The sequence below is a fragment of the Pseudomonas sp. GW821-FHT09C10 genome (assembly GCF_059418085.1).
On record NZ_JBWKPE010000002.1, the window covers coordinates 495,848 to 509,748 of the forward strand.

Genomic DNA, 13,901 nt, shown 5'->3' on the forward strand with positions numbered 1-13,901 from the left:
CGGCCGCACAATGTGTAGCGAATATGTAAACCCGAAGAACCCGACACCACCGTCTACAGTCATACCGATACGAACACCCTAAGGAGCTTCCATGTCTCGTTTCACTCGCAGTGCAGTTGTTCTCACCCTCAGCGCCAGCGCCCTGGCCAGCCTTCCGGCACTGGCCGCCGATGCACTGAATTACAACCAGATTTCCCTGCGCGCCGAGGTCAGCCAGGAAGTGGCCCGCGACAAAATGATCGTCACCCTCTACACCGAGTCCCAGAACGCCGACCCGGCCAAGCTCGCCGCCGAAATCACCACCACCATGAACAAGGCCCTGGGCCAGGCGCGCGAAGTCCAAGGCGTGACTTTGCGCCAGGGCAGCCGTAACAGCTACCCGATCTACGACAACAAGAACCAGAAGATCACCGGCTGGCGCGAGCGCGCCGAACTGCGCCTGGAAAGCGCGGACTTCCCGGCGCTGTCCAAACTCACCGGCGAACTGCTCAACACCCTGAAAATGGAAAACATGGACTTCGCCATCGCCGACACCACGCGCAAGACCAGCGAAGACGCCCTGCTCAAGGACGCGGTCGCCGCGTTTAAAGCACGCGCGCAACTGGCCACCGATGCGCTGGGCGGCAAGGGCTACAAGATCGTCAACTTGAACTTCAACACCAATGGCTACCCACAACCTTATGCCCGTGGCGGAATGATGATGAAGGCGGCCATGATGGATTCAGCACCGACGCCGGAAGTGGAGGCAGGTACCAGCCAGGTCAGCATGAGCGCCGATGGGGTGATCGAAGTGCAGATGCCGTAACCCCTACCCGGCAAACCTGGACGGCGGTAACCTCGGTGACCGCCGTTTTCGTTTGGGCAGCGTTTATATGCCTGCCACTTCTAGGGGTCTCCATGGAAAGAACCACCTTCAAACCGCTCCTCCTTGCCGCAAGCCTGCTGGCCTTTATGCCGATGGCCCATGCAGCCAGCACCCTGGTCTACTGCTCCGAAGCCAGCCCCGCCGGTTTCGACCCCAGCCAGTACACCAGCGGCACCGATTTCGATGCGTCCGCCGAAACCGTGTTCAACCGCTTGACCCAATTCAAGCGTGGCGGCACCGAAGTCGAACCGGGCCTGGCCACACGCTGGGAGGTGTCCGAGGATGGCCTGGCCTACACTTTCCACCTGCGCGAAGGCGTCAAGTTCCACACCACTGACTTCTTCAAACCCAGCCGCGATTTCAACGCGGATGACGTGCTGTTTACCTTCAATCGCCTGCTGGATGCCGAGAGCCCGCTCCGCAAGGCCTACCCTTCCGAATCGCCGTACTTCACCGACATGGGCCTGAACACCACGATCAAGAGCGTCGACAAACTCGACGAGCACACCGTGCGTTTCAACCTGAACAACGTCGATGCCTCGTTCGTGCAGAACCTGGCCATGAGTTTTGCCTCCGTGCAATCGGCCGAGTACGCCGCCCAGCTAATGAAGGAAGGCAAGGCCGAAGACATCAACCAGAAGCCGGTAGGCACCGGGCCATTTGTGTTCAAGCGCTACCAGAAAGACTCGCAGATTCGCTACGTGGCGAATAAGCAGTACTGGAAGCCCGAGGATGTGAAACTCGACAACCTGGTGTTCGCCATCACCCCGGACGCCGCGTCGCGCCTGCAAAAGCTCAAGGCCGGCGAATGCCAGGTCAGCGGCTACCCGCGCCCGTCGGACATCGAGGTGATGAAGCAGGACCCCAACCTGCGCGTGCTGCAGCAAGCCGGTTTCAACCTGGGCTTCCTGGCCTACAACGTGACCCACCCACCGCTGGACCAGCTCAAGGTCCGCCAGGCACTGGACATGGCCATCGACAAGCCGGCAATCATCAAGGCGGTTTACCAGGGCGCCGGACAATTGGCGCAGAATGCACTGCCACCGGCGCAGTGGTCTTATGACCCGACCATCAAGGATGCCCCGCACGATCCGACCAAGGCCCGCGCGCTACTAAAAGAAGCAGGGGTTGCACCGGGCACCACCATCAACCTGTGGGCAATGACCGTCCAGCGCGCTTCCAACCCGAACGCGCGCATGTCGGCCCAGATGATCCAGCAGGATTGGGAGAAAGTCGGCATCAAGGCCAATATCGTCAGCTATGAGTGGGGCGAATACATCAAGCGCGCCAAAAATGGCGAGCACGATGCGATGATTTATGGCTGGACCGGCGACAACGGCGACCCGGATAACTGGCTCGGCGTGCTCTACAGTTGTGCTGCGGTCAAGGGCAGCAACTACGCCAAATGGTGTAACCCGGCCTACGACAAACTGGTGCAGCAGGCCAAGGTCAGCAGTGACCGCGAGCAGCGCGTCAAGTGGTATCAACAGGCACAAAAAATTCTTAAAGAACAAGTACCTATAACGCCCATTGCAAACTCGACGGTTTTCCAACCCCTGCGCAAGGAAGTGAAGGACTTCAAGATCAGCCCCTTTGGGCTGACACCGTTCTATGGCGTGAGTCTAGATAAGTAACAGCAATGCCCCAACCGAGTGCGCTAGACGCCTCGGTTGACCCTCTCTGGTGCATCTTGTGCACCGAAAAAAACCCATAAATACGTTCAAATATGTCAAAACTTTCATAATTGCGACATTCCTGTACGTTCGTACCACTCTTTCCGCCTTGCGACGGTTCAGCATCTTGCAATGGGTATGGCGCCTGCATAAGTATCCGCAGGCCGACTCACGAGGTCGCCCTCACCACCAAAAATGACAACAAATCATGAGGCCAACATGCTTAAACACGCAGTCCTTCCGTTATTAGTGAGCGCTGGCCTTATGGCCGCGGCCCCATTCGCCCAAGCGGCGACTAACCTGGTGTTCTGCTCCGAAGGGAGCCCGGCCGGTTTCGATCCAGGCCAGTACACCACCGGAACAGACTTCGATGCTTCGGCCGAAACCATGTTCAACCGTCTGAGCCAGTTCGAACGAGGCGGCACCGCCGTTGTTCCTGGCCTGGCCACCAGCTGGGACGTGTCCCCGGATGGCCTGACCTACACCTTCCACCTGCGCGAAGGCGTCAAGTTCCATACCACCCCATACTTCAAGCCAACTCGTGAATTCTCGGCTGACGACGTCCTGTTCACCTTCAACCGGATGATCAACAAAGACGATCCATTCCGTAAGGCCTACCCCACCGAGTTCCCGTACTTCACGGACATGGGGATGGACACCAACATCAAGAACATCGAGAAGGTCGATGCCCACACCGTCAAGTTCACCCTTGGCACCGTGGACGCCGCGTTCATCCAGAACCTGGCCATGAGCTTCGCTTCCATCCAGTCGGCTGAATACGCAGCCCAACTGTTGAAGGAAGGCAAACCTGCGGACATCAACCAGAAGCCGGTCGGTACTGGCCCGTTCGTATTCAAGAGCTACCAGAAAGACTCGAACATTCGCTACACCGGCAACAAGGACTACTGGAAACCTGAGGACGTGAAGATCGATAACCTGATCTTCGCCATCACCACCGATCCGTCGGTGCGTATCCAGAAGCTGAAGAAAAACGAGTGCCAGATCACCCTGTTCCCACGTCCGGCTGACCTCAAGGCGCTAGGTGAAGACAAGGACCTGAAACTGCCGCACCAGGCCGGTTTCAACCTGGGCTATGTCGCCTACAACGTCATGGACAAGGTCAAGGGCAGCGACCAGCCCAACCCACTGGCTGACCTGCGCGTGCGCCAGGCGCTGGACATGTCGGTGAACAAGCAGCAGATCATCGACTCCGTCTACCAGGGCGCAGGCCAACTGGCGGTCAACGCCATGCCGCCAACCCAATGGTCCTACGACACCACCATCAAGGACGCCAAGTACGATCCCGAGAAAGCCAAGGCGCTGCTCAAGGAAGCGGGTGTCAAGGAAGGTACCGAGATCGTTCTGTGGGCGATGCCGGTTCAGCGCCCGTACAACCCGAACGCCAAGCTGATGGCCGAAATGCTGCAAAACGACTGGTCCAAGATCGGCCTGAAGGTCAAGATCACCAGCTACGAGTGGGGCGAGTACATCAAGCGCTCCAAAGGCGGCGAGAACCAGGCCATGATCATTGGCTGGAGCGGCGACAATGGTGACCCGGACAACTGGCTGAACGTGCTGTTCGGCTGCGACTCCCTGGCCGGTAACAACTTCTCCAAGTGGTGCGACAAGAAATTCGACGGCGTCGTGAAAGAAGCCAAGGCTACGTCGGACGTCGCCAAACGCACCGAGCTGTATAAGCAGGCGCAACATATCCTCAAAGATGCAGTCCCGATGACACCTATCGCGCACTCGACGGTGTATCAACCCATGCGCAACACCGTACAGGACTTCAAGATCAGCCCGTTTGGCCTGAACTCCTTCTATGGCGTGAGCGTAAGCGGCAAGTAAGGACCAATGACGGCGACGTTTAATAACGTCGCCGTTATTGCATCCGCCTGGACCGTAGGAAATAGACCACGCTCGTAATCGCCGCTTCCTACAGCTGCGAACTGCGACAAGTAGCTCTTTTGCCTACAAGGTCAGTCCAATTTGGCGCATTTACTGCGCAGTCCGCGGCCCATACCGTCGTAGGACAGCAGAGGCTCCAACCTGGGAAAGGCACTTGCTGTGTGTGGGATCAGTAATGTCCCCCTGGCCGTACGCCTGGGTGATTGCTTGCTGATGACAACTACAAACAAGGATCGGGATCGTCATGCGCCATACCACCGTTCTATCCGCAATTTTTGGCACCAGCCTGCTGGCCGTAGCCACGATGGGCCAGGCGGCCGACAAGAAGAGCCTGGTGTTCTGCTCCGAAGGCAGCCCGGCAGGGTTCGACACCGCGCAGTACACCACCGCTACCGATAACGATGTGGCCGAGCCGCTGTACAACCGCCTGGTTGAGTTTGAAAAGGGAGCGACCAACGTCGTACCTGGACTGGCGACCAAGTGGGACATTTCCGAAGACGGCCTGACCTACACCTTTCACCTGCGTGAAGGCGTGAAGTTCCACAGCAACAAGGAATTCAAGCCGACGCGGGATTTCAACGCCGACGACGTGCTGTTCACCTTCAACCGCATGCTTGACCCCGACCACCCGTTTCGCAAGGCCTACCCGACTGAGTTTCCGTACTTCAACGGGATGAGCCTGAACAAGAACATCGCCAAGGTCGAGAAAACCGACCCGCATACCGTGGTGATGACGCTGAACTCGGTCGACGCTGCGTTCGTGCAGAACATCGCCATGAGCTTTGCCGCCATCCTGTCGGCCGAATACGCCGAGCAGTTGCTCAAGGAAGGCAAGCCCAGCGACATCAACCAGAAGCCGATCGGCACTGGCCCCTTTGTCTTCCAGCGCTATCAGAAAGACTCGCAGATCCGTTATGTGGGCAACAAACAGTACTGGGACCCGAGCAAGGTCAAGCTGGACCAGCTGATTTTTGCCATCAACACCGACGCCTCGGTGCGCGTGCAAAAACTCAAGGCCGGCGAATGCCAGGTCACCCTGCACCCGCGCCCGGCCGACGTCGACGCGCTCAAGGCCGACCCGAACCTGCAATTGCTGACCAAGCCGGGCTTCAACTTGGGCTACATCGCCTACAACGTGCGCCACAAGCCGTTCGACCAGCTCGAAGTGCGCCAGGCGCTGGACATGGCGGTGAACAAGCAGAGCATCCTCAACGCCGTGTACCAGGGCGCGGGGCAGTTGGCAGTCAATGCCATGCCGCCGACCCAATGGTCCTACGACGACAGCATCAAGGACGCCGCCTACAACCCGGAAAAAGCCAAGGAACTGCTCAAGGCCGCCGGCGTGAAGGAAGGTACCGAGATCACCCTGTGGGCGATGCCGGTGCAACGGCCGTACAACCCCAACGCCAAGCTGATGGCCGAGATGCTGCAAAGCGACTGGGCCAGGATCGGACTGAAGGTCAAGATCGTCAGCTACGAGTGGGGCGAATACATCAAGCGCACCAAGAACGGTGAGCACGATGTCAGCCTGATCGGCTGGACTGGCGACAACGGTGATCCGGACAACTGGCTGGGCACCCTCTACAGCTGCGACGCCATCGGCGGGAACAACTACTCCATGTGGTGTGACCCGGCGTACGACAAGCTGATCAAGCAAGCCAAGGTCGTGACCGACCGCGAACAAAGGACTGTTCTGTACAAACAGGCACAGCAACTGCTCAAGCAGCAGGTGCCGATCACACCCGTCGCCCACTCGACGGTCAACCAGCCGTTAAGCGCCAAAGTCGAAGGCTTCAAAGTAAGCCCCTTCGGCCGCAACGTGTTCTCGGGCGTCAGCATTACCCCATAAGAAAATAACCGGATTGCAGGGAGCGAAGTTAGCTCTCCCGCAAACGTGCAGCCTTTTATTGGGAAATTTCCTACGGCAAACGTTTGCAACAGCTTGATCGAGTTACACACCCAATAGCCGGTTCACCTAAAAAGACCGGCATAAAAAAGAGAACCAAAGGAGCTTCATCCATGAAACTGAGCAGCAAAGCGCTTCTGGCCCTGGCCATCAGCAGCATCACGGCCACCGCCTATGCTGAACCCGCCAGCCAGGACTTCGTTCCGACCACATTGGCCGGCGCCAGCGCCCAAAGCGAGGCCAAAGGCTTTATTGACGGTCAAAGCCTGGGCGGTACAACCCGTAACTGGTACTCCAGCGAGAAGAAATTCCGTGGCCAGCGTTTCTCCTATGAGAAACACAATCAGACGCGCACCGACGCAAACCGCACAAACTGGGTACAAGGCACCATCCTCAATTACTCCTCGGGCTTCACCCAAGGCACCGTGGGGGTGGCGACCGAAGTCGCGGCTTACAACGCCGTGGTCCTGGACCGCAGCAAGCGTGATATCAAGGGCGGCTCCAACCGTACCCTGGCTGACTCCGACGGCGATGCAGTAGGCCAGTGGAGCAAACTGGGCCTGGCGAACGTCAAGTTCCGCGTGTCCAACACCACCTTGACCGCCGGTCGCCAGAACTTCAGCAGCGGAATCGTCGATACCATCGGCAACCGTGCCCTGCCTTCGAGCTTCGAGGGTGTGAGCTTCAACAGCGAAGAGTTCAGCAACTTGTCGTTCCAGGGCGGCATCTTTGATCGCGTTTCGCCGCGTACCGAACAAAGCCTGTCGAAATTCCGTTCCGAGTACGGCAATGGCCAGGAAACCGACAAGGTCAAGACCCTGGGCTTCAACTACCAGCCGTTCAAGAGCCTGAAAACCAGCGTGTTCGCCGCTAACGTCGAAGACTTCTGGAACCAGTACTACTTCGGTGCCACCCACGAATTGGGTGATGCGCAGACCCTGGCACTGACCACCGGTTTGAACTACTACAAAACCACCGACACCGGCAGCAAGAAGATGGGCAACATCGACAACGACACTTACTCGTTGTCCCTGGGGCTGACCCACCAGGCCCACAGCCTGACCTTCTCGTACCAGGAAGTTAACGGTGACGAGTACTTCGACTACCTGCACGAAACCAACGGCATCTACCTGGCCAACTCCCTGACCTCCGACTTCAACAGCCCGAACGAGAAGTCCTTCCAGATCGCCTACGGCATCAACATGGCTGAATACGGCGTGCCGGGCCTGAAGTTCAACGTCTACTCGGCGCGCGGCTGGGGCATCGACGGTACTCACTACAACGGTACCGCCTACGGTGAAGCCGGCGCTTCGCGTAGCGACCTGCGCCTGATGGACGGCGAGAAACACCAGGAATACGGGGTTGGCACGTCCTACGCGATTCAGAGCGGCCCACTCAAGGCCACCACCATCCGTGGCACCTACGTGACTCACCGCGCCAGCGCACAACAGGCTGACGGCAACATCAAAGAGTTCCGCCTGGTCACCACCATCCCGTTCAACATTCTTTAACTAGCATCAGGTAGACGGCAGGCTCAGGACGAGCCTGCCGTCTACGCTTGTCTGGTCCCATCGATTGCAGAGGGCTCTGAATGAAAATGCTCCCGCTACAAGCTGCCGTTGCCGCTGCGCTGTTAAGCGTGGCTATCGGCGTATCGGCCAAACCCCTGGTGGTCTGCACCGAAGCCAGCCCGGAGGGTTTTGACCCGGTCCTGTACACCACGGCCGTCACAGCCGATGCCGCCGCCGAAACCATGTTCAACCGCCTGGTGGACTTCAAGCCCGGCACCACCGAGATCGTGCCAGCGCTCGCCACTTCCTGGGAAATCAGTGACGACGGCCTGACCTATACCTTTCATCTGCGCGACGACGTCAAGTTCCACACCACCGACTACTTCAAACCCACGCGCAACATGAATGCCGACGACGTGCTCTGGAGCTTCCAGCGTCAACTGGACCCGAAACACCCGTGGCACAACAAATCCAGCGTGGGCTACCCGTACTTTGAAAGCATGGGCTTCAAGGAACTGCTCAAGAGCGTGGAGAAGACCGATGACCATACCGTGGTCTTCACCCTGACCCGCCCTGAGGCACCGTTCCTGGCCGATGTCGCGATGCCGTTCACCGCCATCCACTCCGCCGAGTACGCCGACAAGCTACTTGCCGCCGGCAAGACCGAAGAGCTCAACAGCAAGCCGATCGGCACCGGCCCGTTCATTTTCACGCGCTACCAGAAGGACGCTCAGGTGCGCTTCAAGGCCAACCCGGAGTACTTCCGTGGCAAGCCTCCGGCCGATCCGTTGATCCTGGCCATTGCGGTCGACAACAACGTGCGCCTGCAGAAGCTCAAGGCCAACGAATGCCAGATCGCGCTGTATCCCAAGCCCGACGACCTTCCCAGCATCAAGAAAGACCCGAACCTGAAGGTCGCCGAACTGGCGGCGATGACCACCGCATACACCGCCCTGAACACCACCCACAAATACATGAGCGACGCGCGGGTGCGTCACGCGATCAACATCGCGTTCGACAAGAAAGGCTACAACGAATCCCTGTATGGCAAAGGCAACGCCGTGGATGCCACCGGCCCGTATCCGCCGACCCTGCTGGGCTTCAACGACAAGCTGAAAAACCCTGAGCGCGACCTGGACAAGGCCCGTGCCCTGCTCAAGGAAGCCGGTGTACCGGAAGGCACCGAGTTCACCCTGTTCACCCGTAACGGCGGCGGCCCGACCAACCCCAACCCGATGCTCGGCGCCCAGCGCATGCAGGCGGATCTGGCGCAGATCGGCCTGAAGGTCAATATCAAGGTCATGGAGTGGGGCGAAATGCTCAAGCGCGCCAAAGCCGGCGAGCACGACATGGTTTCCGCCGGCTGGGCCGGTGACAACGGCGATCCGGATAACTTCCTTACGCCGAACCTGAGTTGCGATGCAGCGAAAAACGGCGAAAACTACGCCCGCTGGTGTAACAAAGAGTTTCAGGACTTGATCGATAAGGCCCGCGCCGACGCTGAACCCCAGCAGCGGGCCGCACTCTATCAACAAGCCCTGGAGGTTTTCGACAAGGACCAACCGTGGATTCCCATGGCGTACCCGAAAATGTTCACCGCCATGCGCAAGAACGTCGAGGGTTATACCCAAAGCCCTCTGACGAACAATAACTTCGCCACCACCCAGGTGAAGTAAATAAGAGAAACGCTCGGCACCGCCCACCAGGACGGTGCCGAACCTGCCTAACCGGCTGATTGAGGTACACCACAAGATGTTTAGTTTTATTGCCCGCCGACTGGGGTTATTGATCCCCACGTTTTTCGGCATCACGTTGCTCACGTTTGCGTTGATACGCATGATCCCTGGCGACCCTGTCGAAGTCATGATGGGCGAGCGGCGCGTCGACCCCGAGATGCACGCACAGGCAATGGAACGCCTCGGCCTTAACAAGCCGCTGTACGCGCAATACCTGGACTACGTCGGCAAGCTCGCCCACGGCGACCTTGGCGAATCCCTGCGTACCCGTACCAGCGTGTGGACCGAGTTCACCGCCCTCTTCCCGGCGACCCTGGAACTGTCCATGGCCGCCCTGTTGTTCGCCGGCATCCTGGGCCTGTTGGCCGGGGTGATCGCGGCACTCAAGCGAGGATCCCTGTTCGACCACGGGGTGATGGGCATCTCCCTGGCGGGCTATTCGATGCCGATCTTCTGGTGGGGCCTGATCCTGATCATGTTCTTCTCCGTGAGCCTGGGCTGGACCCCGGTGTCCGGACGTATCGACCTGCTCTACGACATCGAGCCGCGCACCGGCTTCATGCTGATCGACACCCTGCTGGCCGACGAGCCGGACGCGTTCTGGGATGCGCTGCACCACCTGATCCTGCCGGCCATCGTGCTCGGCACCATTCCGTTGGCAGTGATCGCGCGGATGACCCGTTCATCCATGCTCGAAGTGCTGCGTGAAGACTACATCCGCACCGCCAAGGCCAAGGGCCTGTCGCCGGCGCGCGTGGTGTTCGTGCACGGCCTGCGTAACGCACTGATCCCGGTACTCACCGTGGTCGGCCTGCAAGTCGGCACCCTGCTGGCCGGTGCGGTGCTGACCGAAACCATCTTCTCGTGGCCCGGCATCGGCAAATGGCTGATCGAAGCCATTGGCGCACGGGACTACCCGGTGGTGCAAAACGGCATCCTGCTGATCGCCTGTCTGGTGATCCTGGTGAACTTCGTGGTGGACATCCTCTACGGCTTCGCCAACCCACGCATCCGTCACCAGCGCTGAGATCATGACCATGACCACACCTACTCAAGTGTCAGCAGTCGATCAAAGCCTGCTGTACCCGTCGCCGTACAAAGAATTCTGGCAAGCCTTCTCCAAGAACAAGGGCGCGGTTGCCGGCCTGCTGTTCATGTTGCTGATCGTGTTCTGCGCGATCTTCGCCCCCTGGGTAGCGCCGCATAACCCCAGCGAGCAATACCGCGATTTCCTGCTCACCCCACCGTCGTGGCTGGAAGGCGGGCAGATCCAGTTCCTGCTCGGCACCGACGAACTGGGCCGCGACCTGCTCTCGCGCCTGATCCAGGGCTCACGCCTGTCCTTGCTGATCGGCTTGTCGTCGGTGGTGATGTCGCTGATCCCGGGCATCCTGCTGGGTCTGTTCGCCGGTTTCTTCCCGCGCCTGCTCGGCCCGACCATCATGCGCCTGATGGACATCATGCTGGCCCTGCCCTCGCTGCTGCTGGCGGTTGCGATTGTCGCGATCCTCGGCCCTGGCCTGATCAACACCGTGATCGCCATCGCCATCGTGTCGCTGCCGTCCTACGTACGTCTGACCCGCGCTGCGGTGATGGGCGAGCTGAACCGTGACTACGTGACTGCCGCCCGCCTCGCCGGCGCCGGCCTGCCCCGCCTGATGTTCATCACCGTGCTGCCTAACTGCATGGCACCGCTGATCGTGCAGGCGACCCTGAGTTTCTCTTCGGCGATCCTCGATGCCGCGGCCCTGGGCTTCCTTGGCCTTGGCGTACAACCGCCAACCCCGGAGTGGGGCACCATGTTGGCTTCGGCCCGTGACTACATCGAACGCGCCTGGTGGGTGGTGAGCCTGCCTGGCCTGACCATTTTGCTCAGCGTGCTGGCAATCAACTTGATGGGTGACGGCCTGCGCGATGCGCTGGACCCGAAACTCAAGAACGCCGCCTGAGGAGATTCCCATGTCACTGTTAGAAATCAAGAATCTCAACGTGCGCTTCGGCGACAAGACCGCCGTGCCGGTGGTCGATGGCCTCGACATTGCCGTCGACAAGGGCGAAGTCCTGGCCATTGTTGGCGAGTCGGGCTCGGGTAAATCCGTGACCATGATGGCGCTGATGGGGCTGATCGAGCACCCTGGCATCGTCACCGCCGACGCCCTGAGCTTCGACGGCAAGGACATGCTCAAGCTGAGCAACCGCCAGCGCCGCCAGATCGTCGGCAAAGACCTGGCGATGGTGTTCCAGGACCCGATGACCGCGCTGAACCCCAGCTACACCGTGGGTTTCCAGATCGAAGAAGTGCTGCGCCTGCACCTGAAAATGTCCGGCAAGCAAGCCCGCAAGCGCGCCATCGAGTTGTTGGAAAAAGTCGAGATCCCCGGCGCCGCCAGCCGTATGGACGCCTACCCGCACCAGTTGTCCGGCGGTATGAGCCAGCGTGTGGCCATCGCCATGGCGATTGCCGGCGAGCCGAAACTGCTGATCGCCGACGAACCGACCACGGCATTGGACGTCACCATTCAAGCGCAGATCATGGACCTGCTCCTGGCCCTGCAAAAAGAGCAGAACATGGGCCTGGTGCTGATCACCCACGACCTGGCAGTGGTGGCTGAAACCGCCCAGCGCGTGTGCGTGATGTACGCCGGCCAAGCCGTGGAAGTCGGCCAGGTGCCGCAGTTGTTCGACATCCCGGCGCACCCGTACAGCGAAGCGCTGCTCAAGGCGATCCCCGAGCACAGCCTCGGCGCCACGCGCCTGGCCACGCTGCCAGGTATCGTGCCCGGCCGCTATGACCGCCCGCAGGGTTGCCTGCTGTCGCCACGCTGCCCGTATGTGCAGGAAAGCTGCCGTGCCCAGCGGCCCGGCCTTGATCCGAAAAGCAACAGCCTTGCGCGCTGCTTCTACCCCTTGAACCAGGAGGTGGCGTAATGGCCGTCGTTCTTACTGCCCGCGACCTGACCCGTCATTACGAAGTGTCCCGTGGCCTGTTCAAGGGCCACGCCACCGTGCGCGCCCTCAACGGTGTGTCCTTCGAACTGGAAGCCGGCAAGACCCTCGCGGTTGTAGGCGAGTCAGGTTGCGGCAAATCCACCCTGGCCCGTGCGCTGACGCTGATTGAAGAACCATCGTCCGGCTCGCTGAAAATCGCCGGCCAGGAAGTCGCCGGTGCCGACAAGGCCCAGCGCAAGCAATTGCGCAAAGACGTGCAGATGGTGTTCCAGAGCCCGTATGCCTCGTTGAACCCACGCCAGAAGGTCGGTGATCAACTGGGCGAGCCGCTGCTGATCAACACCAACCTGTCCGCCGCCGAACGCCGCGAGAAAGTGCAGGCGATGATGAAGCAAGTGGGCCTGCGCCCTGAGCATTACCAGCGCTACCCGCACATGTTCTCCGGTGGCCAGCGCCAGCGGATCGCCCTGGCCCGCGCGATGATGCTGCAACCGAAAGTGCTGGTGGCGGATGAACCCACCTCGGCGCTGGACGTGTCGATCCAGGCCCAGGTGCTCAACCTGTTCATGGACCTGCAGCAGGAATTCAACACGGCCTACGTGTTCATCTCCCACAACCTGGCGGTGGTGCAGCACGTCGCCGATGACGTGATGGTGATGTACCTCGGCCGCCCGGTGGAAGTGGGCCCCAAGGCAGACATCTACGCGCGCCCGCTGCACCCGTACACCCAGGCACTTCTCTCGGCCACCCCGACCATTCATCCGGATCCGAACAAACCGAAGATCAAAATCGTTGGCGAGTTGCCCAACCCACTGAACCCGCCGCCGGGCTGTGCTTTCCACAAGCGCTGCCCGTATGCGACGGCACGTTGCAGCAGCGAGGAGCCGCAACTGCGCGCCTTGGATAACCGCCAGGTGGCGTGCCACTACGCGGAGCAGTTTGTGGCCTGACCCAGCAATAAAAATGCCCTGGAGGTTCAGTCCAGGGCATGACATGAGTTCTACCGCCCCACCCGTCGGATTGCGCATCAGTCCGGTAGGTGGGGCTTTTTTTCAGCTCGACTCAGGTATCGCTGTCACCCTCAGTGTCATCATCGTCCGGAGGGGCCTGTTGGTCATCGTCATCCTTGGAGCCGCCCTGGTCCTCATCACCGGGCTCCGACTCGCTCTTGGCCAGTTGTAAACCACCCGCCTGCGCCGTTTTCGCCGCCACAAACCCTGGGACCTGGCTCTGCACTGCGGTATTGGCCCATGCAGAGGAGATCCCCAGCGATAACATCACCAGCACTTTTAGCAACATCACTAAACGTTGAAAAATACTCATGGTCAATTTCCGTCCAGTCAGTGAATCACT

General features: G+C 59.9%; 11 protein-coding genes. 10 read left to right on the forward strand and 1 reads right to left on the reverse strand.

Annotated elements, in window-relative coordinates:
• Positions 1 to 91 precede the first annotated feature (91 nt).
• The 10 genes from AC07OT_RS06050 to AC07OT_RS06095 all read left to right on the forward strand — a co-directional run bounded on the left by AC07OT_RS06050 (position 92) and on the right by AC07OT_RS06095 (position 13,498).
• Positions 92 to 805: an SIMPL domain-containing protein gene (locus AC07OT_RS06050; protein ID WP_027604852.1), complete on the forward strand. Its 714-nt coding sequence runs from the start codon at positions 92 to 94 to the stop codon at positions 803 to 805.
• Between the two features lie 92 nt (positions 806 to 897).
• Positions 898 to 2,499 (forward strand): ABC transporter substrate-binding protein, encoded by a 1,602-nt coding sequence (locus tag AC07OT_RS06055; protein WP_495107685.1) that lies wholly within the window; start codon positions 898 to 900, stop codon positions 2,497 to 2,499.
• A 258-nt stretch (positions 2,500 to 2,757) separates the two neighbouring features.
• Entirely contained in the window at positions 2,758 to 4,386 is a 1,629-nt protein-coding gene (locus AC07OT_RS06060) for an ABC transporter substrate-binding protein (RefSeq protein WP_447892077.1), read from the forward strand.
• 364 nt (positions 4,387 to 4,750) lie between these two features.
• A complete protein-coding gene (locus tag AC07OT_RS06065) occupies positions 4,751 to 6,295 on the forward strand; it encodes an ABC transporter substrate-binding protein (RefSeq protein ID WP_370671244.1) in 1,545 nt (514 codons plus the stop codon).
• Between the two features lie 170 nt (positions 6,296 to 6,465).
• A complete protein-coding gene (locus tag AC07OT_RS06070; RefSeq protein ID WP_027604856.1) occupies positions 6,466 to 7,863 on the forward strand; it encodes an OprD family porin in 1,398 nt (465 codons plus the stop codon).
• A gap of 80 nt (positions 7,864 to 7,943) precedes the next feature.
• Positions 7,944 to 9,539: an ABC transporter substrate-binding protein gene (locus tag AC07OT_RS06075; protein ID WP_027604857.1), complete on the forward strand. Its 1,596-nt coding sequence runs from the start codon at positions 7,944 to 7,946 to the stop codon at positions 9,537 to 9,539.
• Between the two features lie 76 nt (positions 9,540 to 9,615).
• Entirely contained in the window at positions 9,616 to 10,626 is a 1,011-nt protein-coding gene (locus AC07OT_RS06080) for an ABC transporter permease subunit (RefSeq protein WP_003215992.1), read from the forward strand.
• A gap of 10 nt (positions 10,627 to 10,636) precedes the next feature.
• Positions 10,637 to 11,548 (forward strand): ABC transporter permease subunit, encoded by a 912-nt coding sequence (locus AC07OT_RS06085; protein ID WP_027604858.1) that lies wholly within the window; start codon positions 10,637 to 10,639, stop codon positions 11,546 to 11,548.
• A gap of 10 nt (positions 11,549 to 11,558) precedes the next feature.
• Positions 11,559 to 12,527: an ABC transporter ATP-binding protein gene (locus AC07OT_RS06090; protein ID WP_495107686.1), complete on the forward strand. Its 969-nt coding sequence runs from the start codon at positions 11,559 to 11,561 to the stop codon at positions 12,525 to 12,527.
• Positions 12,527 to 13,498: a peptide ABC transporter ATP-binding protein gene (locus AC07OT_RS06095; RefSeq protein ID WP_495107687.1), complete on the forward strand. Its 972-nt coding sequence runs from the start codon at positions 12,527 to 12,529 to the stop codon at positions 13,496 to 13,498. The genes AC07OT_RS06090 and AC07OT_RS06095 overlap by 1 nt, the downstream gene beginning before the upstream one ends.
• 112 nt (positions 13,499 to 13,610) lie before the next feature.
• Here AC07OT_RS06095 and AC07OT_RS06100 read toward each other — a convergent pair whose 3' ends face one another.
• Complete coding sequence (locus AC07OT_RS06100; protein WP_115486621.1) at positions 13,611 to 13,871, reverse strand: hypothetical protein; 261 nt, start codon at positions 13,869 to 13,871, stop codon at positions 13,611 to 13,613.
• Positions 13,872 to 13,901: the final 30 nt, after the last annotated feature.